Consider the following 25,235-nt stretch of genomic DNA (forward strand, 5'->3'; position numbering starts at 1 on the left):
CCCCCCTTCTCACCCGCACCGATCGACGTTCAAGCACCCCGACAACCCGGATCGAGGTGCTTGAACGTCGATCGGTGCGGTTCCGAGAGGAGGAGGCGCGGTCCCGGAAGCGGGTGCCGGAGCGGGGGCACCGACGGCATCCCGGATCCGGGGCGCCCTGCTCCGGCACCCGCTTCCTCGCTCCGTCCCGCCTCCGCCTCCCCGCCCGCCCCGTCTCTTCCTCCTCTCCCCGGCCTTCCCTGCCCCGACCTCCCCTTCCCCCGCCCGCTTTCCTCCCCTCTCAGCCGCACCGATCAACGTTCAAGCACCCGGATAACCCGAATCGAGGTGCTCGAACGTCGATCGGTGCGGGTGCAGGGGTGGGTGGAGTCGGCAGGAGCGGGCACCTGAGGGCGCCGGGGCGCGGGGCGCGGGGAGCAAGGACGGCAGGTACCGGGGCGATCGCGGGAAGGTGGCAGGCGCCGGGGTAGGGCCGGGGACGCCTGAGGGCGCCGGGGCGCGGGGCGCGGGGAGCAAGGACGGCAGGTACCGGGGCGATCGCGGGAAGGTGGCAGGCGCCGGGGTAGGGCCGGGGGTCGGGGTACCGTGGGCGGGCGCCGNAGGGCGCCGGGGCGCGGGGCGCGGGGAGCAAGGACGGCAGGTACCGGGGCGATCGCGGGAAGGTGGCAGGCGCCGGGGTAGGGCCGGGGGTCGGGGTACCGTGGGCGGGCGCCGAGGCAGGGCGGGCGCCTGGCGGCGGACGCCGGGGAGGGGCGGATCGCGGACGTCCCGAAGGGCGGCGGATCCCGAGCCGCCCTATGCGCATCGGCAACGAAACGGGAAAAGGTTTGTGCCTTATATCCAAGGCTCGCCCCGGGTCCTGGAATAGGCTGTACCCCATGTCGCGCATTCGTAAAGTGCTCATCGCCAACCGTGGCGAAATCGCCGTTCGCATCATCCGGGCCGCCGCAGACAGCGGCATCGCCTCCGTCGCCGTCTACGCCGACCAGGATCGGGACGCGATGCACGCGCAGCTCGCCGACGAGGCGTACGCCCTGAACGGCACCACCAGCGCCGAGACCTACCTCGTGATCGACAAGATCCTCGGCGTCGCCCGCCGCTCGGGCGCCGACGCCGTGCACCCGGGTTACGGCTTCCTCGCCGAGAACGCCGACTTCGCCCGCGCCGTCGCCGAGGCGGGACTCACCTGGATCGGCCCGAGCCCCGAGGCGATCGAGCGGCTGGGCGACAAGGTCTCGGCCCGTCACGTCGCCGAGAAGGTGGGCGCCCCGCTCGCGGCGGGCACGAGCGACCCCGTCGCGAACGCCGACGAGGTGCTCGCGTTCGCCGACGAGGTGGGCCTGCCCATCGCCATCAAGGCCGCGTTCGGCGGTGGCGGCCGCGGCCTCAAGGTCGCCTACGAACGTGACGAGGTCGCCGAGCTCTTCGAGTCAGCCACCCGCGAGGCGGTCGCGGCGTTCGGCCGCGGCGAGTGCTTCGTCGAGAAGTACCTCGAGAAGCCGCGCCACGTCGAGACCCAGTGCCTCGCCGATCAGCACGGCAACGTCGTGGTCGTCTCGACCCGCGACTGCTCGCTGCAGCGCCGGCACCAGAAGCTCGTGGAGGAGGCGCCCGCGCCGTTCCTCACCGACGCGCAGAACGAGAAGCTCTACTCGGCGTCGAAGGCGATCCTCAAGGAGGTCGGCTACGTGGGTGCCGGCACCTGCGAGTTCCTGGTGGCGAAAGACGGCACGGTCTCGTTCCTCGAGGTGAACACGCGTCTGCAGGTCGAGCACCCAGTCTCCGAGGAGGTCACGGGTATCGACCTGGTGCGCGAGCAGTTCCGGATCGCCGAGGGCGGCGTCATCGACTACGACGACCCGGTGACCAGGGGCCACTCCTTCGAGTTCCGGCTCAACGGCGAGGATCCCGGCAACGGCTTCCTGCCCGCCCCCGGACCGGTCGCGCTGTTCAAGCCCGCCGCGGGCCCGGGCGTGCGCATCGACACGGGCGTGCAGTCGGGCGACGTGGTCTCGGGCTCCTTCGACTCGATGCTCGGCAAGCTCATCGTCACGGGCTCGACGCGCGAGGAGGCGCTCGATCGCGCCCGCCGCGCCCTCGACGAGTTCGAGATCCAGGGCCTGCCCACCGTGCTGCCCTTCCATCGCAAGATCGTGCGCGATCCCGCGTTCACCGCCCCCGACGGCAGGTTCGGCGTGTACACGCTGTGGATCGAGAGCGAGTTCGAGAACGACATCGAGCCCTGGGAGGGCGAGGTGCCGCCGATCGGCCAGGATCCGAAGCGCCAGACCGTGGTCGTCGAGGTCGCCGGCCGACGCGTCGAGGTGTCGATGCCCGCGACGCTGCTGCCGCTCGTCGACCAGGAGGTCACCCGCGGGCCGGCGCCGAGGCGCGCGAAGGGCGCCGGCGTCGCGACCGCGACGGGCGACGCGGTCGCCGCGCCGATGCAGGCCACGGTCGTGAAGGTGGCCGTCGAGGATGGCCAGCAGGTCGCCGAGGGCGACCTCGTGGCGGTGCTCGAGGCCATGAAGATGGAGCAGTCGCTCTACGCCCACCGCGACGGCGTCGTGGTGAACATCGACGCGCCGGTCGGGCAGACCGTGCCGAACGGGCATGTGCTGCTCAGCATCGTCGACTCCGAGTAGCGCTGCGCGTCTTCAGCCGCTTCGCGAAGGGCCGTCCCGTACCGGGGCGGCCCTTCGCGCGTCCGGGGCGCCTCGAGCCGGGATCGCCTCCGACGGGAGCGCCTCAAACCGGGCCCCGAACCGGGGCGCCCGGGCCGCGCCTCCGACCGCGGAGGGCCCGTGAGGCGTTGTGCCCCGGAGCGAGATGCGCGACACTCGCCTCGAAGGGCGTAGAATGCTCCTCGGCATCATTTCATCCGATATTTGGACAAGGACGTCAAATAATGACAACAACCGCGTCAGCTCGACCCGCGAGCACCCCGCACGAGCGCCGCAAGGTGGTGGCAGCCTCCATCATCGGCACCACCATCGAGTGGTACGACTTCTTCATCTACGCCTTCGCCGCCAACCTCGTGCTCGCGAAGCTCTTCTTCGAGCCCGCCGGCCCCGGCATGATGCAGATCCTCTCGCTCGTGACGATCGGCCTCTCGTTCCTCTTCCGCCCGCTCGGCGCGTTCCTCGCCGGCCACTTCGGCGACAAGCTCGGCCGTCAGCCGATGCTCGTCATCACCCTGCTGCTCATGGGCGTCGCGACCGTGGGCATCGGCCTGCTGCCCACCTACCAGTCGATCGGCATCATGGCGCCGATCATCCTCATCGTGCTGCGCATCCTGCAGGGCCTCTCGGCCGGAGGCGAGTGGGGCGGCGCGGTGCTCATGTCGGTCGAGCACGCCCCCGAGGGCAAGCGCGGCCTCTTCGGCGTGTTCCCGCAGCTGGGTGTGCCGTTCGGCATGCTGCTCGCCTCGGCGATGCTGGCGCTCATGCGCGTGATCGCCCCCGGCGAGGCGTTCGAGGAGTGGGGCTGGCGCGTGCCGTTCCTCTTCTCGGTCGTGCTCATCGTGGTGGGCTTCATCATCCGCCGCACCGTCGACGAGTCGCCCGTGTTCAGTGAGATCAAGGAGACCAAGAAGCAGGCCTCCGCGCCCATCGTGCAGGTCTTCAAGGCGCACACGCCGCTCGTGATCCTCGCCGCGCTGCTGTTCGCGGGCAACAACGCCGTGGGCTACATGCTCACCGGCGGCTACGTGCAGGGCCTCGCGTCGCGCCCCGAGGCCGACGGCGGCCTCGGCTACGACCCCGTGCAGGTGCAGCTCGCAGTGCTCGCCTCGGCGGTCGTGTGGGCGATCTTCACCTTCGTATCCGGCCCGCTGAGCGACCGCTTCGGCCGCAAGCCGGTCATGACCGTCGGCTGGTTCCTGCAGGCCGCCGCCGTCATCCCGCTCTTCCAGTTCGTCTTCAACGGCGGCGTGGGCGGCGTGCTCATCGGCACCAGCCTGCTGGCGGTCGGCCTCGGCCTCACCTACGGCCCCACCGCGGTCTGGTACGCCGAGACCTTCCCGGCCTCGATCCGCTACTCGGGCATCTCGATCAGCTACGCAATCGGCGGCGTCATCGGCGGCGCGTTCGCGCCCACGATCGCGCAGATCCTGCTGCAGACCTTCGGCTCCACCTGGGCCATCGTGGTGTACCTGCTCATCATGACCGGCCTCGGTCTGCTGGCGAGCACGCTGCTCAAGGACCGCTCGAACATCCCGCTCGATCCCGAGTTCGAGCACAGCGGCCTCATCCACACCTGGACGCCCGCGAAGCGCTAGGGCCCCTTCGCGCGAGCCACGCGAACGCGCGTCTCGCGAGCCACGGCGGGGCGGATCCCGAGAGCGGATCCGCCCCGCCGTTCGCGTCCCCGGAATAGCAGCGCGCCCCCGGCGGTTGCACCCCTCATGGCACGCACCCCGCTCTCGATTCTCGATCTCGCGACCGTGGAGGCCGACGGCAGCATCGCCGACGCGTTCCGGCACTCCGTCGAGGTGGCCCGCCTCGCCGAGCGCAGCGGCTACCGCCGCATCTGGTACGCCGAGCACCACAACATGCCGTCGATCGCTTCGAGCGCCACGGCCGTGCTCATCGCGCACATCGCGGCGCGCACCGACACGATCGGGCTCGGTGCCGGCGGCGTCATGCTGCCGAACCACTCGCCGCTCGTCATCGCCGAGCAGTTCGGCACCCTGGCCGAGCTGCACCCCGGCCGCATCGATCTCGGCCTCGGGCGGGCGCCGGGCACCGACGGCGCCACCTTCCGCGCGCTGCGCCGCACCCACCAGGCCGCCGAGAGCTTCCCGAGCGATGTGATCGAGCTGCAGCGCTACCTCTCGGACGACCTGCCCCGAAACGCGGTCAACGCCTACCCGGGGCGCGGCACGCGGGTGCCCCTCACGATCCTCGGATCCAGCCTCTTCGGCGCGAGCCTCGCCGCGCAGCTCGGCCTGCCCTACTCCTTCGCCTCCCACTTCGCCCCGCAGCAGCTCACCTCGGCCGTGCAGCACTACCGCTCGCACTACGTGCCGAGCGAGGCCCACCCCGAGCCCTACGTGAGCGCCGGTGTCAACGTGGTCGCGGCCGAGACCGACGAACAGGCCGAGGCGCTGTTCGCGCGCGCCGAGGTCGACCGGGTGCGGCGCTTCCTGTCGCGGGGCCGCGAGCGCGAGCTCACCGCCGACGAGGCGTCGACCCTCGTCGACACCCCCGCGGGGCTCGAGATCCGCGGCATGCTCAAGTACACGGCCATCGGCGGCCCCGACCGGGTGCGCGACGAGCTCGAGGCGTTCGCGCGCTTCGCCGACGCCGACGAGCTCATCACCGTGCACGCGGCGCCGACGCGCGCCGAGCAGCTGGCGTCGGTGCGGATCGCCGCCCCCGGCGCCTGAGCCGGTCGGCGCCCGCGCCCGATCCGGCACCGTTTCCGGCAGGGAAGCGAACGGCCGCGGCTCCCCGTCTCTCGGGGGAGCCGCGGCCGTTCCGCGTGCGCGTCCGCTCAGGCGGCGGCCAGCTCCTTGCGGCGCGCGTGCAGCTGGTCGAAGGTCGCGAACTTCTCGGCGATGGGGCTGCCGGTGAAGTGGCCGACCCAGCCGTCGTGCTCGTGGAAGAAGCGGATCGAGGTGAACTCGGGCTCGGTGCCCATGTCGAACCAGTGGGTCGTGTTGGCGGGCACCGACACGAGGTCGCCCGGCTCGCAGTAGAGCGCGTGCACCCGGCCGTTCACGTGCAGGTAGAACACCCCCGCGCCCTTCGCGAAGAAGCGGTCCTCATCGTCGTCGTGCCGGTGCTCCGAGAGGAACTTCTCGCGGGCGGGGCCCTTCGCCTCGTCGTAGCCCTGCTGGCCCGGGGTCAGACCCATGATGTCGACGAGGGTGTACCCCTCCTGCTGCTTCACGGCCTCGATCTCGTCGGTGTAGAGCGCGAAGATCTCGTCGAGCGTCGCGTCGTCGGCGAAGTCCTTGACCTCCCAGTGCGAGAAGCGCGCGCCGAGCTTCGTCAGCTCCGCGAGGATCTCGGCGTCGTCGGTGGTCTCGAGCACGGGGGTCTCGGGGTCGTTCTCGTTCCAGACCGTGAGCAGCGTCATGGTGTCTCCTCTGTGTGCGGGCACCCGATGGCCACCATCGAGCGCTGATTCCGGGCCCATCCTCTCACCCGGCGCCCTCGGCCCGCACGGAGGAGGTAACACAACGACGCCCCGGCGTAACATTCCGAAGGGCTTCGCGCCGCGCGCCGCCCGGTCGCCGCCCGGGCGGCTCGCGTCTCGCGCCCGCCGCGGCCGCGCGCCCCGGGCCGCGCTTCGCGGACGCGCTCAGCCGGTGACGGCCACGAGGTAGCGCAGCAGCCACTCGCCGACCTCGAGGTGGCGTCGCGCCGCCGAGATGCTGCCGCCCCACGCGTACATGCCGTGGCCGGCGACGATGAGCGCGGGCACCTCGGGCACCTCGTCGGTGGGCGTGCGGTAGACCTCGTCGAAGCGGGCGGCCTCGACCGCCATGTCCTGGTGGTTCTGGATCACCGGGATCCGCACGACCGCGTCGTGGGCGGGGTGGCCGATGCCCTTCAGCATCTCGAGATCCCGGATCTCCACGCCGTCGGGCCAGCGATGGCCGGCGATGACGGCGTCGATCGCGTGCACGTGGAACACCGCTTCGGCCCCGGTGCGGGCCGCGATGTGGGCGTGCAGGCCGGCCTCCGCCGACGGCGGCCGGGGATCGCCGGGATCGGCCGATCCGCCGTCCTCGCCCACGAGCACCACGTCTCGCTCGGTGAGCTCCGACTTGTCGAGTCCCGATGCGGTGACGGCGAGCAGCAGCGGGTGCCGTTCCACCACCACCGACAGGTTGCCGCCGGTGCCGCGCATCCAGCCGTAGCCGGCGAAGCGCGCCGACTCGGCGGCCAGGGCTCGGCCCGCCTCGCGCACGCGCTCGCGCGAGACCAGTTCGGGGGCGATGATGCTCACGACGCCACCTCGATCTCGTCGAAGCTCGCGACCGCCGGCGCCCCGGCGGCGGCGAAGTCGGATCCCGCCCACGGCTCGCCCTCGCGATCGAGGGCGACGACCTGCCAGCCCGCGGCCCGCGCGGCGGCGACCTCCTCGGGGTGGTCGGTGAGGAAGAGGGTGCGACCCGGATCCGTGCCGAGCGCCTCGGCGATCCGCTCGTACGAGGCGGGCTCCTTCTTGGGACCCGCGTTGACGGTGTCGAACCAGGCCTCGACGATGGCCGAGAGGTCGCCCTGCGGGGCGTGGCGGAACCACGGCTTCTGCGAAGCGACCGACCCCGACGAGTACACGGCCAGGCGGATGCCGCGCTCGTGCCAGGCGCGCAGCCGCGGGGGCGCGTCGTCGAAGAAGTGCGACGTGATCTCGCCCGCCGCGAAGCCCTCGGCCCAGATGATGCCCTGCAGCGTCTTCAGCGGCGTCGACTTCACGTCGGACGCCATCAGCGCGCGCAGCGCGTCGGCGACCTCGGCGTCGGAGGCGTCCTCGGCGATCCCGGTCTCGGCGATCGCCTGCCTCCGCGCCTCGCGCACCGTTCCGTCGTCGCGCCCCAGCACCTCCTCGAGGCGGGGCCGCGCGTAGTCGTACAGGTCGCCCAGGATGAACCCCGCCGCGCTCGTCGTCCCCTCGAGGTCGACGACCACCGCGTCGGCGGTCACTGGAATCGTCGCGGGCATCGTACCTCCGTGGAACGTAGCGGATTGCGGATCCGGGCTCGCGGCGGGAGACCCGCCCGCCCGCGAGCGTGCACTCTGATGCGCCAAGCTACCACCGCACCGCGCGCTCCCGCCCACGCGTTACGCCCCGTTGCAGCGGCCTGAGGCTCACCGCGGCACGGGCCGCCCGAGCCCGCCCGGATCCTGCTCGTGCTCGGCCCCCGGGCGCCCCGGATCCGGGGCGCCCGGGGCCGTGTCGCGCGACGACACGCGACCAGAGACGACGCCGATCCGCGGCCTAGACTGGAGGGGTGTTGCAGAGATGGCGAGATGTGGCCCGGGCGAGCGGTCTCGCCTCCCCCGACGGCTCGACGAGGCCGACGATCTTCGCCGAGATGACAGCGCTCGCGCAGAGCACCGGCGCCGCGAACCTCGGCCAGGGCTTCCCCGACGGCGACGGTCCCGAGTGGATCCGCGAGATCGCTTCGGCCGCGATCCGCGACGGGGCCAACCAGTACCCGCCGGGGCGCGGCATTCCCGAGCTGCGCATGGCGATCGCGGCGCACCAGCTGCGCCACTACGGCATCGATCTCGATCCGGAGCGCGAGGTGCTCGTCACCGCCGGCGCCACCGAGGCGATCGCCGCTGCGGTGCTCGCCTTCGCGGGCCCGGGCGACGAGGTGGTGACGCTCGAGCCCTTCTACGACTCCTACGCCGCCGCGATCGCGATGGCCGGCGCCGCGCACGTCACCGTGCCCCTCGTGCCAGGCCCCGACGGTTTCCGCCTCGACTCCGCCGCCCTCGACGCGGCGGTCTCCGAGCGCACGCGCCTGATCCTGCTCAACACCCCGCACAACCCGACCGGCACCGTGCTCTCCCGCGACGAGCTGCAGCTCGTCGCCGACGCGGCCCGGCGGGCCGACGCGCTGCTCGTGACCGACGAGGTCTACGAGCACCTCACCTTCGACGGCGACGCGCACACGCCGGTGGCGACGCTGCCCGGCATGGCCGAGCGCACCCTCACCATCTCATCGGCGGGCAAGACGTTCTCGCTGACGGGCTGGAAGATCGGCTGGATCGCCGGCCCCGCCGAGCTCATCGAGGCGGTCACCGCGATCAAGCAGTTCCTCACCTACGCCGGCGGCGCACCCTTCCAGCCCGCGATCGCGCGCGCCCTCGTCGACGGCGACGCCGACATCGCCGAGCTGCGCGACTCGCTCTCCGCCCGCCGCGACCTGCTCGTGGCCGGTCTGCGCGAGGCGGGCTTCGAGGTGGTCGTGCCGGGCGGCACCTACTTCGTCTGCGCCGACGCGGCGCCGTTCCTCGCCGAGGGCGACGACGGCGCCGCGTTCGCGCGCGCCCTGCCGGGCCGCATCGGCGTGGCAGGGGTGCCGATCAGCGCGTTCTGCCACGAGGGGTCGGCTGCGGCGCAGGCGCTCTCCTCCTGGGTGCGCTTCACCTTCGTGAAGGACGAGCGGACCCTGCGCACCGCGGTCGAGCGGCTGCGCGAGCTGGGCGGCGCCGGCCGGGAGCCTCTGCGATGAACCGCGTCTTCGCCGTCGTCGGAGTGGTGCTCGCCCTGTGGATGTGCGTCGGGCGGTGGCTGTTCGGCATCGGCGGCCCGCTGACCTGGTGGTACCTGCCCACCATCGGGCTCGTGTTCATCGCGCTGCAGCTCTGGATGGCGCGGCGGGTGCGGATCACTCGGGATCGCGGGCGCCGCACGAGCCGCAGCACCGTCGTCTCCCTCGCGCTCTCCTGGGCCTGCGCGATCGGCTTCGGCCTCACCGTGCCAGATCTCGTCGACGACCGGCTCGTGTCGGTGCTGAGCCTCGCCGCCGGATCCGCGTTCTCGGGCGAGATGTCGATCGCGCTCTGCAACCCGCTCGGCATCCTCGCGTTCGCGCTCCTCATCGCCTCGATCGTGTTCGCCTACGCCGACGCCCGCGATCCGAAGCCCGAAGAGGATGAGCACCCGGGCGAGGGCGGGATGGTGCCGCACCCCCTCGGCTGAGACCCGTGTGACACTTTCTTTCGGCGAGGCGCTCCCGTACGCCCCGGAAAGGTGCCACGATGGTGGGTATGGGCTTCCTCACATACGGCGGCGTGCAGGAGTACGAGTTCGACGATCGCACGCTCGCGCACCTCAAAGTCGCCATCACGATCAAGCTGCGCAGGCAGGAGAGCTTCCTCATGAGCTGGACCGTTCCAGCGGAGCGCGGCGGCGGGCGGGTCTCGATCTGGCTCACGCCATCGATCCCGCTGGCCTTCCGCTTCGCTGGCAGCCGCGCACCGCAGCTCGACAAGCATTGGCTCGCGGTGCTGAACGAGCTGTCGAACACTCCGAGGGGGCTCATCGTGGTCTCCGAGCAAGAGGCCCAGCAGCACATGAGCGATCAGAAATAGGGGAAGCACACATGGGCCATCTGAACTACGGCAGCGGCGCGAGGTTCACCTTCGACGACCGCCTGCTCACGCACCTGCGCACCGTCATCCTCGCAAAGCTGAACCTGCAGGAGAGCCTCGTCTTCACGTGGAGCGACGACCAGCAGCAGCACAGCATCTGGCTGCACCCCTCGGTGCCGGTGCACTTCGAGTTCGACGAGCGCTCGACCGATGAACTGAACCCCGCTTGGATCGAGCAACTGCTCGCATTCGCGAACTCCCAGGGCGGGCTGCGACTCGTCGAGGAACCGCCGCAGCCCAGCTGATCCCGGAAGAGGCCCTCGATCCGCGCCCGCGGCTCGAGGGTCTCTTCCGTTCCGCCCTGCCCGCTCCTCTCCTCCCCCCCCTTCGCGGCCGCCGCGCTCGCGTGTCTCGTGCATCTACCGCACTTCGAAGGCGCTGCGCAAGCCCCTGGAGCGTGTTCCACGACGGGAGTAGCGTCGAGTGCACACGAGCGGTCCTGCTCAGATGCGGGCCGCCTCATGGAAAGGAGCAGGACATGGGTTTCATTGCTTTTCTCGTGCTCGGCCTGATCGCCGGCGCGATCGCGAAGGCGATCCTTCCGGGTCGGCAGGGCGGCGGCTGGATCGTGACGCTGCTTCTCGGCGTCGTGGGAGCGATGCTCGGCGGCTGGCTGGGCTCGGTGATCTTCGGGGCGAGCCTCGAGGACTTCTGGTCGCTGCAGACGTGGCTGCTCGCAATCGGCGGCTCCATCGTGGTGCTGCTGATCTACGGCCTCATCGTCGGCCGCAAGGGCGCCGCGGACTGACCCGAGGCTCCTGCGCAGAGGCCCCCGACCCGGTTCGCCCGGGCTGGGGGCCTTTGCCGTGCTGGCGGAGGGTAGGGGATTTGAACCCCTGAGACGGGGTTACCGCCTGCTTGTTTTCAAGACAAGTTCCTTCGGCCGCTCGGACAACCCTCCGCCGAAGAGCTTAGCAAAGCCGCCACCGGGGCGGCGCCGGGCGACCGCGCGGGCCTGGCAGCCGCGCGAGAGGTCGAAAAGGGTTCGCGATTGCCGAGAGCACAGCACTTTTCGACCGCTCGCGGGCGAGCACGGGCTCCCCGAGCGGGCGCGGGCCGGGACGATCCCGAGCTCGCGCAAGGCGCTTCCCGGCCGACATCCACGTCTGCCCGACGTCCACGTCTGCCCGACATCCGAGCCCACCTCCCCGGCGGGCCCGGCCGCTATCCCAGCAGCTCGGGGAAGCGCACCCGCAGCGCCGACAGCAGACCGCCCTGCTCGACCGTGCCGGTCACGCGGCCCGCGGCGGCCTGCACCTCGGGGACGGCCTGCCCCATCGCGACGGAGTCGCCCGAGTGCGCGGCCCAGCGCAGCATGTCGATGTCGTTGCGGCCGTCGCCGGCGGCGAACACCCGCGAGCGGTCGATGCCGAGGCGCGCGGCGACCACCTCGAGCGCGCTCGCCTTCGTCACGCCGTCGGGGGCGATGTCGAGCCACGACGTGTTGCCGACCGCGTAGGAGACGTGCGTGAGGCCGAGCGTCTCGACCGCGTCGAGGAACTCCTCGAGCCGGTGGTCGGGCGACACCACGACGACGCGCGAGGCCTGCACGCCGAGCAGCTGCTCGAACGGCACCATGCGCTGCCGAGACGGCAGCGTGCCGGTGGGGATGGGCTCGGTGTACAGGAAGCCGCCGTCGGCGAGCTCGACTGCGAAGCGCGCCGTGACGAGCTGGGTGCGGATCTTGCGCAGCGCGTCGCTCGGGTCGAAGGCCTCGACGTACTCGCGGCGATAGGCGCGGTGCGCGAGCGGATCGCGGCGCAGGGTCACCGCGCCGTTGGCGGCGATCACCCAGTCGGGGCGGATGCGCAGCCGCTCCACGATCGGCAGCGTCGCGTCCACCGATCGGCCGGTCGCGATGACGACCTCGTGCCCCGCCTCGTGGAGGGCGCGGATCGCCTCGGCGAGATCGGGGTCGATGCGGCCCCCATCGGGGTCGTCGCCGGCGCCGTGGAAGCCGTGGTCGAGCACGGTGCCGTCGAGATCGAGGGCGATGATGTGCCGCTGCTCCGCGGCGACCTTGACGGGTGAGGCGGATCCGGGGGTCATCTCAGGCTCCGACCACCGGCGTGAGCCGCTCGAGACCGCCCAGGTAAGGTCGCAGCGCCTCGGGCACGATCACGCTGCCGTCGGCCTGCTGGTGGGTCTCGAGGATCGCGACGAGCCAGCGGGTGGTCGCGAGCGTGCCGTTGAGCGTGGCGACCGGCGCGGTCTTGCCGTTCTCGCCGCGGAAGCGCGTGGCGAGCCGTCGCGACTGGTAGGTCGTGCAGTTCGAGGTCGAGGTGAGCTCGCGGTAGGCGCCCTGCGTGGGCACCCAGGCCTCGATGTCGAACTTGCGGGCCGCGCTCGACCCGAGGTCGCCCGCGGCCACGTCGATCACGCGGTAGTGCAGGCCGAGCGACTGCAGCATGTCCTCCTGCCAGGCGACGAGGCGGTCGTGCTCGGCCTCGGCCTCGGCCGGGTCGGTGTACACGAACATCTCGAGCTTGTTGAACTGGTGCACGCGCAGGATGCCGCGGGTGTCCTTGCCGTGCGAACCGGCCTCGCGCCGGTAGCAGGTCGACCAGCCGGCGTAGCGCAGCGGGCCGTTCGACAGGTCGACGATCTCGTCGGCGTGGTAGCCCGCGAGGGCGACCTCGCTGGTGCCGGTGAGGAAGAGGTCGTCTTCGGGCAGGTGGTAGACCTCGGCGGCGTGCTCGCCGAGGAAGCCGGTGCCGCGCATCACCTCGGGCTTGACGAGCGTGGGCGTGATGAGGGGCGTGAAGCCGTGCTGCAGCGCCCGGTCGAGGGCGAGGTTCATGAGCGCCAGCTCGAGCCGCGCGCCCACGCCCCGCAGGAAGTAGAAGCGCGCCCCCGACACCTTCGCGCCCCGCTCCATGTCGATCGCGCCGAGCAGCTCGCCGAGCTCGAGGTGATCGCGGGCCTCGAAGTCGAACTCGGCGCGCTCGCCAACCTCGCGCAGTGTGACGAAGTTCTCTTCGCCGCCTTCGGGCACACCCTCGATCACGACGTTCTCGATGCGCACGGCGACGGCCTCGAACTCGGCCTCCGCCTCCTTCGCGCGGGCCTCGGCCGCCTTCACACCGGCCGCGAGCCGCTGGGCCTGCGCGATGAGCGCGGGCTTCTCGTCCTTCGAGGCGGCCTTGACGCGACCGCCGAACTCCTTCTGCTCGGCGCGCAACCCCTCGAACTCGGTGAGCGCGGCGCGACGGGCCGCATCCGCGGCGAGCGCCTGGTCTACCACCGCCTCATCGTTTCCTCGCGCGCGCTGGGAGCGCTTGACGGCCTCGGGATCGGTGCGGAGCAGGACTGGATCGATCACGCCCCCAGCTTACCCGTGCGCGGAGGTCGCGCCGTCAGCTGCGCGGCGCACTCCCCCGCTACCCTGGTTGCATGTCTCAGACCCCCGCGCGCAGCCTGCCCGTCGCCGCCGTGGTCTACCACCCGTTCAAGACCGACCTCGCGGCGCTGCGCAGCGCGATCGCGCATCACGAGCGCCAGTCGGGCTGGGCGCCGACGCGCTGGTACGAGACCGCGGCCGAGGACGCCGGAACGGCGGCGACGCGCAGGGCGCTGACCGAGGGGGCGAGCGTCGTGCTCGCGAGCGGCGGCGACGGCACCGTGCGGGCGGTGGCCGAGGCGCTGAGGGGAACGGGGATCCCGCTCGCCATCGTGCCGCAGGGCACCGGCAACCTGCTCGCCCGCAACCTGGGCATGCCACTCGGCCGACCCGACGAGGCGGTGCGCGCGGCGTTCTACGGGCGCGGGCGCCCCATCGATCTCGGAGTGCTGCGGATCGTGCGCGAGGACGAGAGCGAGGACGAGCACGTGTTCCTCGTGCTCACCGGTATGGGACTCGACGCCCGGGCGATCTCGGCCACCCGGGCGACGCTGAAGAAGCGCCTGGGCTGGCTCGCCTACGTGGACGCGGGCGTGCGCACCATGCTCAAGGACCGTCCGCTGCAGATCCACTACTCGGTCGACCGCTCGCCCGTGAAATCGCTGTCGGTCTACACCGTGATGATCGGCAACTGCGGCCTGATGCCCGGCGGGGTGCTGCTCATCCCCGACGCGAAGCTCGACGACGGCAAGCTCGACGTGGTGGCGCTGCGACCGCTCGGTCCCTTCTCGTGGCTGCGCATCTGGAACAAGATCGGCTGGGAGAACGGGGTGCTGCGCAAGACGAAGGCCGGGCGGCGCATCATCGACCTCGTCAACGACACGAAGAGCGTCAACTACCTGCGCGCCACCCGCTACGCGCTGTCGGTGCCGCGGCCCGAGCCGGTGCAGCTCGACGGCGACGACTTCGGCCTCGCACTCGCGGTGAACGGCACCGTCGATCCCGGCGCCCTGACGGTGCGCGTGCTGCCGGAGTGGAACGCCCCCGTCTGATCCGCCCGCGGCGCGGGATCGCGCTGAGGTGGGGGCCGGATCCGCTCGCCTGCGGCGGGACCGCTGCGACCGGCCCGTGCCGTCGGGCGCGGCCCCGATCCCGCGCGGCGTCGGCGTCGAGCGCGGGTCTACGCGTCCTCACCCGAGCGGATCTTGCTCAGCCAGTCGCGCGCGTCGCGGAAGGTCTCGTCGTCGTGGGCGTCGCGGATGGACGCGACGACGCGGTCGGCGCGCGGGTACGAGCCGAGGAAGACGACGCGGGGGCTGAACCGCTTCACCCCGAGCAGGGCATCGGCCACCCGCTCGTCCGCCACGTGCCCCTCGGCGTCGATCACGAAGCGGTAGCGCCCCATGCGGTCGCCGATGGGACGCGAGGCGAGCAGCGTCAGGTTCACGCCGCGCGTGGAGAACTGCTCGAGCAGCTCGAGCAGCGCACCGGCGCGATCCTCGGGCAGCTCGACGATGAGGCTGGTCTTGTCGGCCCCGGTCGGCTCGCCGACCGGCTGAGTGCGGCTGACGAGCACGAAGCGGGTGACGGCGTCGGGGTTCTCGGCGATGCCTTCGGCGAGCACCTCCACGTCGTAGTGCTCCTCGATGCCGGGGGGCGCGATGGCCGCGTCGATGCCCTTCTCGGGGTCGAAGAGGTCGCGCGCGGCCTGCACGTTCGACGTCGCGGGCAGGTGGCGATGCCTCGGCACCTGGTCGTCGAGCCAGGCGCGGCACTGACCGTAGGCGACGGGGTGCCCCGAGACGACCGCGATGTCCTCGAGACCGGTGCCCGGGCGGGCGACGAGCACGAAGCGCACGGGCACGAGGTACTCGCCGATGATGCGCAGGCCCGGGATGGTCGCGAGGGCGTCCTGCGCGACCGTCACACCGCCGTCGATCGAGTTCTCGATCGCGATCATGGCGGCGTCGCTGTAGCCGGTGACGACGTCGTTCAGCGCCTCGCCGAGGTTCGCGACGGGGTTCCACTGCTGGCCGACGGCCTCGGGCACCTGCTTGAGCGCCGCCTCGGTGAAGGTTCCCACCGGCCCCAGGTAGGAGTAGCGGCGGGCGGGGGCGGGGCTCTGCGACATGCTCACCAGATTACCGCTCGTGCGGCGCGAGCACGCGCTGCGCCGAGCGGGCGGGGAGGAGCGCCGAGGGCGCGCGGCATCCGACCGAGGCCGGGGCCGTGCCGTGCACCGCGCGGAAGGCCCGCGAGAATGCGGGGAGGTGCGCGTATCCGAGCTCCCGCGACACCTCGGTCGCCGTCTCCCCGAGGCCGAGGCGATTGCGGGCCCGAGTCATCCGCACCATCCGCGACCACGCGGCCGGTGTCTCGCCGCTGCGCTCGCGCACGATCCTGCGCAGGTCCCGCTCGCCGCGCCCCAGTCGGCGCCCGGCTTCCTCGATGGTGAGGTGAGGCTCGAGGGCGATGAGGCTCGCGAGCGCGGCGAGCCCCGTGTCGTCGTCGCCGACGTCGGCACGCGTCGACCCCCGCAGCACCGCGTCGAATCCTCGTGAGGGGTCGGCGCCGCCTCCGCCCGTGCCGGTGTATGCGGCGAGCATGGCGGACACCATGTGCCAAGAGTCGATGCCGCCCACCTGGGCGGGGGCGAGCGGCGCTCCGATCGCCCCGGTGCGCCCCGAGCGGAATCCGACGGGGAGCAGCAGCGATCCCGGCTCGATGCCGATGTCGTTGCGCACCCCCGCGGGCAGCACGACGGCCTCTCCGGCGCGGAGGCGCAGCTCTCGGCCGCCGACCGCGATCGCGGCGGAGCCGACGGCCACCCAGACCGCGACGTGCCCGCCGTTCACGCGGGCCCAGGTACGGTGCGTGCGGCGACGCCACGCCGAGGAGACGACGAGCTCGGCCGCGGGCTCCTCGGCGTCCGGGGAGCGCCGCCACCGCCCGGGGGTCGTCCCCACGACCTCGGCGAAGCCGCGCACGAACGCCGCGCTGCTGTGGTACCCGACACGGTGGGCCACCCATTCGATGTCGCGTCCCTCGGCGAGCAGCTCCGCTGCCGTCCAGGCCCGTGCGCGGCGCACCCACGCGCTCAGCGTGAGCCCCGTCTCGGCAGCGAAGCGGCGCTGCGCGGTGCGCACGCTCCAGCCGGTAACGGCGGCCTCGACCGCGCTCGCGAGATCGAGGTGGGGGTCGTCGGCGAGCATCTCGGCGAGGTCCTGGAGTTCGGGTGAGGCGGGAGCGGGCGGAGCGGAGAGGCCGTGGCCGGCGCGGCTCCGCGTCGCGGTCCGCACCCGCACGCCCGGCTCGGAGGGGGCCGCGTCCTCGTGCGCCGCATCCAGGTGGCCGAGCGCGCGTGAGAACTCATGGAGGAGGCCGGGGAGGTGAGCCGGATCCACTCTGACGATCGCGGGCCTCACGGGCCCGGTCGATGCGGCGGGCACGGGGATGACGATCGCCTCCGACGAGGCGCGCACCTCGACCGTCGCTCCGGCGGGTGCCCAGAGCGCGGTCCCGCTCTGGATCAGGTGGCGGTCGCCGTCCGCAATGATCCTCGCCGAACCGCGCACGACGGCGTAGAGCAGGGGCTCCGGAAGCCGAGTGGCTCGGGGTGGTAACACGGTGTCGTCCTCAATCAACAGACGTTAGCAAGGGTTGGCTAACTTGATAGTACCGCGCGGTGATCCGACCGCGCCCAGAACCCCACACCGCCCGGAGGTCCCCGCATGGCGAGACACCTGTCTGCCCTCATCGTCGCCGCTGCCGTCGCAGCCCTGCTCACCGGATGCAGCGCACCCGGTGCGGCCACCCCCGCATCCGACACCGCCACGGGCTCGGCCGACGCCGCGGGCTGGCCCCGCTCCGTCGAGCACGAGCTCGGCACCACCGAGATCCCCGAGAAGCCGCTGCGCATCGTCTCCACCTCGCCCTCGATCACCGGAAGCCTGCTGGCGATCGACGCCCCGCTCATCGCATCCGGGGCGGCGACCGTGACCCCGCTCACCGACGACCAGGGCTTCTTCACCCAGTGGGCGGAGACCGCCGAGGAGCGCGGCGTCGAGGTCGCCTACAAGAACCTCACCCTCGACGTCGACGCCGTCGACGCGTTCGAGCCCGACCTCATCATCGGCTCGTCGAACGGCGGCGACGCCACGGGCGACGCCTACGAGCAGCTCTCGGAGATCGCACCCACCGTGATGCTCGACTACAGCAGCATCACCTGGCAGGAGCTCACCACCGAGCTCGGCGAGATCACGGGCATGGAAGCGGAGGCCGCCGAGCGCATCGCCGAGTACGACGACTGGGTCGCCGAGCAGGCGAAGCAGATCTCGCTGCCGGAGCAGCCCGTCACCGCCCTCGTCTACATGGGGGCCGACGGCTCGTGGGCCTTCACCGCCGACAGCCCCCAGGCCGAGCTCCTCACATCGCTCGGGTTCACCTACGAGCCGGTCGCGGCCGAGTACCGCGCCGACGACCAGAGCGGTCGAGGCGTCGACGTGCTCACCAGCGAGAACTCCGCGGCGGGCCTCGCCGGGGCCGAGACCATTCTCACGGTCGCCATGGGCGGCGGCGACCCGGTCGCCGACTTCACCGGGGATCCCCTGCTCGCCAATCAGCCCGCCGTCGCGAACGACCGCGTCTTCTCCCTCGGCACCCAGTCGTTCCGCCTCGACTACTACAGCGCCAAGCTGACCGTCGAGCTGCTCGTCGACACCTTCGCGGGCTGAGCCGATGACCCTGACGGTTCGAGCCGAGAGCGGGGCGGCGCGCGAGCGCCGCCCCGCTCCGGTCCGCCGCACCGCGGCGCTAATCGCCGTCGCGGGGATCGCGCTCGCGGTCTCGGCGGTGCTCGGCCTGGGACTCGGCTCGAACCGGATCGATCCCGCGACGGTGGTCGCGGCGCTGACGGCGTACGACCCCTCCGACGACGCCCACCTCGTCGTCGTGCAGTCGAGACTGCCCCGAGTCGTGCTCGGGATCATCGTCGGCGCGGCCCTCGGCCTCGCCGGCGCGCTCATGCAGTCGGTCACCCGCAACCCGCTGGCCGACCCCGGGATCCTCGGCGTCAACGCGGGAGCGTCACTGCTCGTGACCATCGCCATCGCCTATCTCGGTGTGACGGGCATCGGCGGGTACATCTGGTTCGCGTTCCTCGGAGCGGCCGCCGCCGCGGTGGTGGTCTACCTCCTCGGATCGGCTCGGCGCAGCGCAGCGACCCCCGTGCGGATCGCACTCGCGGGCACCGCCGTGAGCATCGTGCTCGGCGCCGTCACCCAGATGATCCTGATCAGCAACGAGACCTCCTTCAACACCTACCGGTACTGGGTGGTCGGCTCGCTCCAGGGGCGCGGGGCCGAGGTCATCCTCACCGTGCTGCCCTTCATCGCGGTCGGCATCCTCGCCGCACTGGTGCTGATCGGCCCGCTCAACGCCATCAGCCTGGGCGACGAGACGGCCGCGGCGCTCGGCACGCGAGTCGCCGCCGGTCGCGCGGGAACCGCCCTCGCGGTCGTGCTGCTCGCCGGATCGGCCACGGCGGCGGCGGGGCCCATCGGCTTCATCGGCCTCGGCGCGGCGCACATCTCGCGCCACTTCACCGGCAACGAGCACCGCCGCCTCATCCCCGCGGCGACCCTCGTCGGCGCCGCGCTGCTCGTGGCCGCCGATACGGCGGGCCGCGCCATCGTCGCGCCGTCCGAGCTGCAGACGGGCATCGCGGCCGCCCTCTTCGGCGGCCCGCTCTTCATCGCACTCGTGCGTTCGCGACGGGTGGCGTCGCTGTGAGCGCGGCTGCGCTCTCCGTTCCGAGCGGTCGGGTGCTGCGCGTCGGCCCGCTGTCGCTGCGCGTGCGGCCCCGGGTGCTGCTCGTCGGCGCGCTCCTGCTCCTCGTGCTGCTCGCGATCGTCACCGCGTCGCTGCTGATCGGATCGCAACGGCTCGGCTTCTCCGATCTGGCGGCGGTCGTCACGGGTGAGGCGCGGCCGTCGCTCACCCGCTCGGTGCTGGGGCGACGGCTGCCGCGCGCGCTCACCGCCGCGCTCGTCGGCGCGCTCCTCGGAATGAGCGGGGCCGCCTTCCAGTCGCTCTCCCGCAATCCGCTCGGCTCCCCCGACATCATCGGATTCACCTCGGGGGCCGCGACAGCTGCGGTGTTCCAGATCGTGGTGCTCGGCGGCGGCATGATCGCCACGGCGATCGCGGCGGTGCTGGGCGGCATCGTCACGGCGCTGATCGTCTACCTCCTCGCCCGCCGGGACGGGATCACGGGCGGGCTGCGCCTCGTGCTCGTCGGCATCGGGGTGGGTGCGGTCGTCAGCGCGATATCGGCGCTGCTCATCGCGCGCGCCGACATCGACGACGCCCTGCTCGCGCAGCTCTGGAGCTCCGGCTCGCTCACGGGCCGCGGCTGGCCGCACGTCTGGGCGACCCTCGCGGCGCTCGCGGTGGTCGGACCGGTGCTGCTACGGCTCGGCCGCGATCTCGCGCTCATCGAGATGGGCGACGACAGCGCGCACGGCGTGGGCGTGCAGGTCGAGCGCACCCGGTTCGTCGCCGTGATCGTCGCGGTCGCCGCCGCAGCGGCCGCGACCGCTGCGACGGGCCCCATCGCCTTCATCGCCTTCGCCGCCGGGCAGATCGCCCGACGCCTCGCCCCGGTGCCGGGCGTGCTGCTCGGGCTCTCCGCCCTCATCGGCGCCGCGCTGCTCGCGGGCGCCGACCTCCTCTCGCAGAACCTCGATGTCGGGCTGCGCACACCCGTGGGGCTCGTCACGAGCGTGCTCGGCGGCCTCTACCTGCTGTGGCTGCTGGCCCGCCGCATCTGAACGGATCCTCATGGCTGAACACCCTCTCACCGCACCCCCTCCGATCGCGGAGGCGAACGTCCCATCCGACCTCGGCCGCGCGCCCGCGGCGGTCGGCGCGCCGCCCGCTCCGACCACGGCCACCGTGGCACCCGCGGCCCTCTCGGCACGGGGTCTCACGGTCGGCTACGGCGGTCACGAGGTCGCCTCCCGGCTGGATCTCGCAGTGCCGACCGGGGGCTTCACGGTGATCATCGGGCCGAACGGCTGCGGCAAGTCGACGCTGCTGAGATCGCTCTCGCGCATGATCCGCCCGAGTCGAGGATCGGTGCTGCTCGACGGGCGGGATCTCGCCGCTCTGCGCGCCAAGCAGATCGCGCGACGCGTCGGCACGCTCGCGCAGGCGCCGACCACGCCGGCCGCGATCACGGTGGCCGACCTCGTCGCGCGCGGCAGGAACCCTCATCAGACGCTGCTGCGGCAGTGGAGCCGGGATGACGAGCGCGCCGTCGCGGCCGCGCTCGACGAGGTGGGCATGACCGCTCACGCCGACCGCCTCGTCGAGGAGTTGAGCGGGGGGCAGCGGCAGCGGGCCTGGATCGCGATGGCGCTCGCGCAGGAGACCCCGATCCTGCTGCTCGACGAGCCCACCACCTACCTCGACGTGGCCCATCAGATCGACGTGCTGGATCTGTGCTCCCGCCTGCACGAGCAGGGTCGCACGCTGGTGGCGGTGCTGCACGACCTGAACCTCGCAGGCAGATACGCATCGCACGTCGTGGCGATGCGCGACGGAGCGATCGTCGCCCAGGGCGCGCCCGACGAGGTCATCACGGTCGAGCTCCTGCGCACCGTCTTCGATCTCGGCGCGCGGATCATCCCCGACCCCGAGACCGGGCGGCCGCTCATCATCCCGCGCGACCGGCGCGCGGCTCGACCGACCCCGACAGATCAGGAGAACCCATGACTTCCCAGACCCCGCTGCACCGCTCCGCCGCGATCCAGTCCGACGACCACAACCGCGGCCTCGTGCTGGGCACCGCCACGGTGCACGAGCTGCACGACATCTCCGCGCACCTCGTCCGGGTCGTGCTCCGCATCCCCGACCTCGCCGCCGAGCCGCTCTGGGAGCGACCGAACACGGCGCTGCGGTTCTACCTCGAGGACCGTTTCGAGGCGGCCTCCCGGGTGTACACCGTGCGCTCGGCGGACCCCGCGGCGGGCACCGTGGAGGTCGACGTGGTGCGGCACGGCGCCGCGAGCCCGATGATGCGCTGGCTCGAGGCGCTGCAGATCGGGGACGCCGTGCAGTTCGGCGGCCCGCGCCCCCACTTCACGATCCCCGACGTCGATGGGCGCGAAGCCCTGATCTTCGCGGACGCGACCTCGCTTCCCGCGCTGTACGCGATCCTGCAGCAGGCGGATGAGTCGCTGACGGGTCGGGGCTGGATCGCGACCGACGACGAGACGGCGTTCGCGGAACTGCCGCAGCTGCCCGGCCTGCCCCTCTCCCGGATCCGGCCCGGCGTCGGATTCGGCTCCCAGCTCGCCACCGTCGCGGATCCGTCTGCCGCGGTGGTCTGGGGTGCGGGAGAGCGCGACGAGATGCGCGAGGTGCGGCGGTTCTTCCGCACCGGGGCGGGCCTCGCGAAGGAGGACGTCGCGGTGTTCGGCTACTGGAAGCGTGGCACGACCAATACGCAGATCGACGCCGAGCGGCTCGCCGCGTACGAGAAGGTCCTCGCGTCCGGAGGCACGGTCACCGAGCTCGACGATCTCGCGCTCCCGATCTGACGACGGGGTCGGCGCCGCCTGTGGCCTCGGGTCAGCCGAGCACCCGCTGCACGAGCTGCTGCGCCGCCCGCTGCACCTCGGCGAGGTGCTCGGGGCCGCGGAACGACTCGGCGTAGATCTTCATGACGTCCTCGGTGCCCGAGGGGCGCGCCGCGAACCAGGCGTGCTCGGTCTGCACTTTGAGGCCGCCGATGGGGGCGTCGTTGCCCGAGGCGCGGGTGAGGATCGCCGTGATCGGGTCGCCCGCCAGTTCGGTGTCGGTCACGTCGTCGGGCGAGAGCCCGCCGAGGCGGCCCTTCTGCTCGGGCGTCGCGGCCGCGTCGACGCGGGCGTAGGCGGGATCGCCGAAGCGCTCGGTCAGCTCGCGGTAGCGCTCGGACGGCGACTGGCCGGTGACCGCGCGGATCTCGGCGGCGAGCAGGGCGAGCAGGATGCCGTCCTTGTCGGTGCTCCACGCGCTGCCGTCGAAGCGCTGGAACGAGGCGCCGGCGCTCTCCTCCCCGCCGAACACCACCTCGCCCGACGACAGGCCGGGCACGAACCACTTGAACCCCACGGGCACCTCGAGCAGCTCGCGCCCGTGCGAGGCCACGACGCGGTCGATGAGCGCCGACGAGACGAGGGTCTTGCCGATCCTGGCCGACGCCGCCCAGCCGGGCCGGTGCGTCAGCAGGTAGTCGATGGCGACGGCCAGGTAGTGGTTGGGGTTCATGAGCCCGCCGTCGCGGGTGACGATGCCGTGCCGGTCGGCGTCGGCGTCGTTGCCCGTGACGAGGTCGTAGAGCGGCTGGTAGTCGGCCACCGTCGACATGACGTGGCGCGAGGAGGGATCCATGCGGATCTTGCCGTCCCAGTCGAGGTGCATGAAGCCCCACTGCGGGTCGACGCCCGGGCCGAGCACGGTCAGGTCGAGGTCGAAGCGATCCCGGATCGCGGCCCAGTAGGCCACGCTCGCGCCGCCGAGCGGGTGCGCGGCCATGCGCACGCCGGCCTCGCGGATCGCGTCGACGTCGATGACCTCGCCGAGCGCCTCGACGTACTCGCCCAGGAAGTCGTAGCGCCCCACCGGCTCTCCGCCGAGGCCGTCCTCGGAGGCCCGCGGGATCGCATCGACGCCGCGCCGCCCGCCGCTCCGCTCAGCCGGGCCGTCGGCGGCAGGGGCCGGCCCGCCCGCGAGCAGTTCGTTGGCGCGGGCGGCGATCCAGTTCGTCGCGTCGGTGTCGGCGGGCCCGCCGTGCGGCGGGTTGTACTTGAAGCCCCCGTCGGCCGGCGGGTTGTGGCTCGGGGTGACGACGATGCCGTCGGCGCGGCCGGGGTCGTCGGCCGTGCGGCCGCGGTTGTGGGTGAGGATCGCGTGGCTCACCGCGGGCGTCGGCACGAAGACCTCGTCGCCCGTTCCCGCCTTCGCGAGCACCTTCACGCCCGCGGCGGACAGGACCTCCCGGGCCGTGTGCTCGGCCGGCGACGACAGGGGATGCGTGTCGGAGCCGATGAAGAGCGGGCCCTCGATGCCCTGCGCCGCGCGATACTCGGCGATGGCCGCGCTGATCGCGACGATGTGCGCCTCGTTGAAGGAGCCCCGCAGCGACGAGCCCCGGTGGCCCGAGGTGCCGAACACGACCCGCTGGGACTCGTCGGTGGGATCCGGAACCACGTCGGTGTACGCGGCCAGCAGCGCCTCGACGTCGATGAGGTCGTCCTGCTGCGCGGGCTGCCCTGCTCTCTCATGCATGTCTCCAGTGTGCCAGCCCCCGCGGCGGCCCGCACGTGGCGTCTTCACCACCTCACCCCACGCCGCATTCCCCGCCCCGCCTCGCGCCGCATCCCGCCCGCCCCACCTCGCGCCGTATCCCGCCGGCCCCGGGTCCGCCCCATCCGCTTTCCTCCTCCGAGCCCGCCCCCTTCCCTTCACCGAACCCCGCCCCGCCCTTCCCCGAACCTCCGCCCCGGCTTCTCCCAACCCGCCCCTTCCCTTCCCCTCTTCCCCGAACCCCACCCCCGACTTCTCCAAAGCCACCTCCAAAGACACCGATCGACGTTCAAACACCCCGATCGGCGGAGATCGGGTGCCTGAAGCTCGATCGGTGCGCCGAGCGGGGCGGAGGGAGCGGAGCGGCTCGGAGCGGGCCGCCCTGAGCACAGGGGGTGGGGAGGGAGCGGGGCAAAGCGAGCAGAGCGGCGGGCACGGGCGAGGCGGCGTCGAGCGGGCACGGGCGAGGCCGGCGTCGGGCGGGGCCGGATCGCAGGCACTCGGCGATACCGCTCGTTCACAGACCCCGACTACTCTGGAGGCATGGACGAGAGCGTGATCACCTCCAGGCGCGACGAGATCGAATGCTGGCTCACCGACATGGACGGCGTGCTGGTGCACGAGGAGCGCGCGATCCCGGGTGCCGCGGAGCTGATCCAGCACTGGCGCACCCAGGAGATCCCCTACCTCGTGCTCACCAACAACTCGATCTTCACGGCCCGCGACCTCAGCGCCCGGCTGGCCGCCTCCGGGATCGACGTGCCCGAGGAGCGGATCTGGACGAGCGCGCTCGCCACCGCCGCGTTCCTCAAGCAGCAGAAGCCCGGCGGCTCGGCGTTCGTGATCGGCGAGGCCGGCATCCTGACCGCCCTGCACGACGCGGGCTACGTGATGACGGAGTCGAACCCCGACTTCGTGGTGGTGGGCGAGACCCGCAACTACTCCTTCGAGGCGATCACGAAGGCGGTGCGCCTCATCATGAACGGCGCGCGATTCATCTCGACGAACCCCGACGCGACCGGCCCGAGCGCCGACGGCCCGCTGCCCGCGACGGGCGCGATCAACGCGCTCATCACGAAGGTGACCGGCAAGGTGCCCTACATCGTGGGCAAGCCGAACCCGATGATGTTCCGCTCGGCGCTCAACCAGATCGGCGCGCACTCGCACAACACCGGCATGATCGGCGACCGCATGGACACCGATGTGGTGGCCGGCATGGAGGCCGGGCTGCACACGGTGCTCGTGATGACGGGCATCTCGGACCGCCGCGAGATCGAGAGGTTCCCGTTCCGGCCGGATGAGATCCTCTCGTCGGTCGCCGAGCTGCTGCCGCAGACGGGCAAGGCGCCGGCGAAGCCGAAGGGCTGACCCGTCACCGCGCCTGCAGCTCGCAGGAGGTGTCGACACCTGCGGCGCGAGAC

General features: G+C 72.3%; 23 protein-coding genes and 1 tRNA gene. 15 read left to right on the forward strand and 9 right to left on the reverse strand.

The genetic code is table 11. From position 1 onward, the window contains the following. The first annotated feature begins 878 nt into the window (after nt 1-878). The 3 genes from H490_RS22615 to H490_RS22625 all read left to right on the forward strand — a co-directional run bounded on the left by H490_RS22615 (nt 879) and on the right by H490_RS22625 (nt 5,389). Entirely contained in the window at nt 879-2,645 is a 1,767-nt protein-coding gene (locus tag H490_RS22615; RefSeq protein ID WP_031289919.1) for an acetyl/propionyl/methylcrotonyl-CoA carboxylase subunit alpha, read from the forward strand. Between the two features lie 263 nt (nt 2,646-2,908). Further along, a complete protein-coding gene (locus H490_RS22620) occupies nt 2,909-4,279 on the forward strand; it encodes an MFS transporter (protein ID WP_081611624.1) in 1,371 nt (456 codons plus the stop codon). Between the two features lie 126 nt (nt 4,280-4,405). After that, nucleotides 4,406-5,389, forward strand: a complete 984-nt coding sequence (locus tag H490_RS22625) for an LLM class flavin-dependent oxidoreductase (RefSeq protein ID WP_017883736.1) — start codon at nt 4,406-4,408, stop codon at nt 5,387-5,389. A gap of 107 nt (nt 5,390-5,496) precedes the next feature. Here the strand turns inward: H490_RS22625 and H490_RS22630 are convergent, their stop codons facing one another. The 3 genes from H490_RS22630 to mtnC all read right to left on the reverse strand — a co-directional run bounded on the left by H490_RS22630 (nt 5,497) and on the right by mtnC (nt 7,676). After that, complete coding sequence (locus H490_RS22630; RefSeq protein ID WP_017883737.1) at nt 5,497-6,084, reverse strand: 1,2-dihydroxy-3-keto-5-methylthiopentene dioxygenase; 588 nt, start codon at nt 6,082-6,084, stop codon at nt 5,497-5,499. A gap of 225 nt (nt 6,085-6,309) precedes the next feature. Then, the gene (gene mtnB / locus H490_RS22635) at nt 6,310-6,960 is read right to left on the reverse strand and encodes a methylthioribulose 1-phosphate dehydratase (protein ID WP_017883738.1); all 651 of its coding nucleotides are present in this window, start codon (nt 6,958-6,960) and stop codon (nt 6,310-6,312) included. Beyond that, nucleotides 6,957-7,676, reverse strand: a complete 720-nt coding sequence (gene mtnC / locus H490_RS22640) for an acireductone synthase (RefSeq protein WP_017883739.1) — start codon at nt 7,674-7,676, stop codon at nt 6,957-6,959. The genes mtnB and mtnC overlap by 4 nt, the downstream gene beginning before the upstream one ends. A 290-nt stretch (nt 7,677-7,966) precedes the next feature. Between mtnC and H490_RS22645 the strand changes: the two genes are divergently transcribed. From H490_RS22645 to H490_RS22665, 5 genes are all read left to right on the forward strand, one after another. Next, nucleotides 7,967-9,199, forward strand: a complete 1,233-nt coding sequence (locus tag H490_RS22645) for a pyridoxal phosphate-dependent aminotransferase (RefSeq protein WP_051066161.1) — start codon at nt 7,967-7,969, stop codon at nt 9,197-9,199. Continuing rightward, nucleotides 9,196-9,669, forward strand: a complete 474-nt coding sequence (locus H490_RS22650; RefSeq protein WP_017883741.1) for a hypothetical protein — start codon at nt 9,196-9,198, stop codon at nt 9,667-9,669. The genes H490_RS22645 and H490_RS22650 overlap by 4 nt, the downstream gene beginning before the upstream one ends. A 68-nt stretch (nt 9,670-9,737) precedes the next feature. Then, nucleotides 9,738-10,061, forward strand: coding sequence for a hypothetical protein (locus H490_RS22655; protein WP_017883742.1), 324 nt, complete (start codon nt 9,738-9,740; stop codon nt 10,059-10,061). A gap of 11 nt (nt 10,062-10,072) precedes the next feature. Continuing rightward, nucleotides 10,073-10,366 carry a hypothetical protein gene (locus H490_RS22660; protein ID WP_017883743.1) on the forward strand — a complete coding sequence of 98 codons (294 nt, stop codon included), beginning with the start codon at nt 10,073-10,075 and terminating at the stop codon, nt 10,364-10,366. Between the two features lie 233 nt (nt 10,367-10,599). Continuing rightward, nucleotides 10,600-10,869, forward strand: coding sequence for a GlsB/YeaQ/YmgE family stress response membrane protein (locus H490_RS22665; RefSeq protein WP_017883744.1), 270 nt, complete (start codon nt 10,600-10,602; stop codon nt 10,867-10,869). Between the two features lie 62 nt (nt 10,870-10,931). Here the strand turns inward: H490_RS22665 and H490_RS22670 are convergent. The 3 genes from H490_RS22670 to serS all read right to left on the reverse strand — a co-directional run bounded on the left by H490_RS22670 (nt 10,932) and on the right by serS (nt 13,443). Then, nucleotides 10,932-11,022 (reverse strand) — tRNA-Ser (locus H490_RS22670). 263 nt (nt 11,023-11,285) lie between these two features. Beyond that, nucleotides 11,286-12,170 (reverse strand): HAD family hydrolase, encoded by an 885-nt coding sequence (locus tag H490_RS22675; RefSeq protein WP_017883745.1) that lies wholly within the window; start codon nt 12,168-12,170, stop codon nt 11,286-11,288. Nucleotide 12,171: 1 nt separating this feature from the next. Continuing rightward, entirely contained in the window at nt 12,172-13,443 is a 1,272-nt protein-coding gene (gene serS / locus H490_RS22680) for a serine--tRNA ligase (protein WP_017883746.1), read from the reverse strand. A 71-nt stretch (nt 13,444-13,514) separates the two neighbouring features. Between serS and H490_RS22685 the strand changes: the two genes are divergently transcribed. Continuing rightward, nucleotides 13,515-14,513 (forward strand): diacylglycerol/lipid kinase family protein, encoded by a 999-nt coding sequence (locus tag H490_RS22685; RefSeq protein ID WP_017883747.1) that lies wholly within the window; start codon nt 13,515-13,517, stop codon nt 14,511-14,513. A 128-nt stretch (nt 14,514-14,641) separates the two neighbouring features. Here the strand turns inward: H490_RS22685 and pheA are convergent, their stop codons facing one another. Next, the gene (gene pheA / locus H490_RS22690; protein WP_017883748.1) at nt 14,642-15,592 is read right to left on the reverse strand and encodes a prephenate dehydratase; all 951 of its coding nucleotides are present in this window, start codon (nt 15,590-15,592) and stop codon (nt 14,642-14,644) included. Nucleotides 15,593-15,602: 10 nt separating this feature from the next. Continuing rightward, nucleotides 15,603-17,087 carry an AraC family transcriptional regulator gene (locus H490_RS22695; protein WP_152424223.1) on the reverse strand — a complete coding sequence of 495 codons (1,485 nt, stop codon included), beginning with the start codon at nt 17,085-17,087 and terminating at the stop codon, nt 15,603-15,605. Nucleotides 17,088-17,192: 105 nt separating this feature from the next. On the opposite strand from H490_RS22695, the gene fepB reads away from it, so the two are divergent. From fepB to H490_RS22720, 5 genes are read left to right on the forward strand one after another with little or no spacing between them, the layout of a single operon-like run. Further along, on the forward strand, nt 17,193-18,194 hold the full coding sequence (fepB, locus tag H490_RS22700) for a Fe2+-enterobactin ABC transporter substrate-binding protein (protein ID WP_017883750.1): 1,002 nt from the start codon (nt 17,193-17,195) through the stop codon (nt 18,192-18,194). A 4-nt stretch (nt 18,195-18,198) separates the two neighbouring features. Next, nucleotides 18,199-19,251 (forward strand): FecCD family ABC transporter permease, encoded by a 1,053-nt coding sequence (locus H490_RS22705; RefSeq protein WP_017883751.1) that lies wholly within the window; start codon nt 18,199-18,201, stop codon nt 19,249-19,251. Next, nucleotides 19,248-20,291: a FecCD family ABC transporter permease gene (locus tag H490_RS22710; protein WP_031289923.1), complete on the forward strand. Its 1,044-nt coding sequence runs from the start codon at nt 19,248-19,250 to the stop codon at nt 20,289-20,291. The genes H490_RS22705 and H490_RS22710 overlap by 4 nt, the downstream gene beginning before the upstream one ends. Nucleotides 20,292-20,301: 10 nt before the next feature. Continuing rightward, nucleotides 20,302-21,237: an ABC transporter ATP-binding protein gene (locus H490_RS22715; RefSeq protein WP_017883753.1), complete on the forward strand. Its 936-nt coding sequence runs from the start codon at nt 20,302-20,304 to the stop codon at nt 21,235-21,237. Continuing rightward, nucleotides 21,234-22,064, forward strand: a complete 831-nt coding sequence (locus H490_RS22720) for a siderophore-interacting protein (protein ID WP_017883754.1) — start codon at nt 21,234-21,236, stop codon at nt 22,062-22,064. The genes H490_RS22715 and H490_RS22720 overlap by 4 nt, the downstream gene beginning before the upstream one ends. 31 nt (nt 22,065-22,095) lie before the next feature. On the opposite strand, the gene pgm is transcribed toward H490_RS22720, so the two are convergent. Next, entirely contained in the window at nt 22,096-23,796 is a 1,701-nt protein-coding gene (pgm, locus tag H490_RS22725) for a phosphoglucomutase (alpha-D-glucose-1,6-bisphosphate-dependent) (protein ID WP_017883755.1), read from the reverse strand. Nucleotides 23,797-24,357: 561 nt separating this feature from the next. Here pgm and H490_RS22730 point away from each other — a divergent pair. Continuing rightward, on the forward strand, nt 24,358-25,182 hold the full coding sequence (locus H490_RS22730) for an HAD-IIA family hydrolase (RefSeq protein ID WP_017883756.1): 825 nt from the start codon (nt 24,358-24,360) through the stop codon (nt 25,180-25,182). Nucleotides 25,183-25,235: the final 53 nt, after the last annotated feature.

The sequence above is a fragment of the Leucobacter sp. UCD-THU genome (genome assembly GCF_000349545.1).
GTDB lineage: Bacteria > Actinomycetota > Actinomycetes > Actinomycetales > Microbacteriaceae > Leucobacter > Leucobacter muris.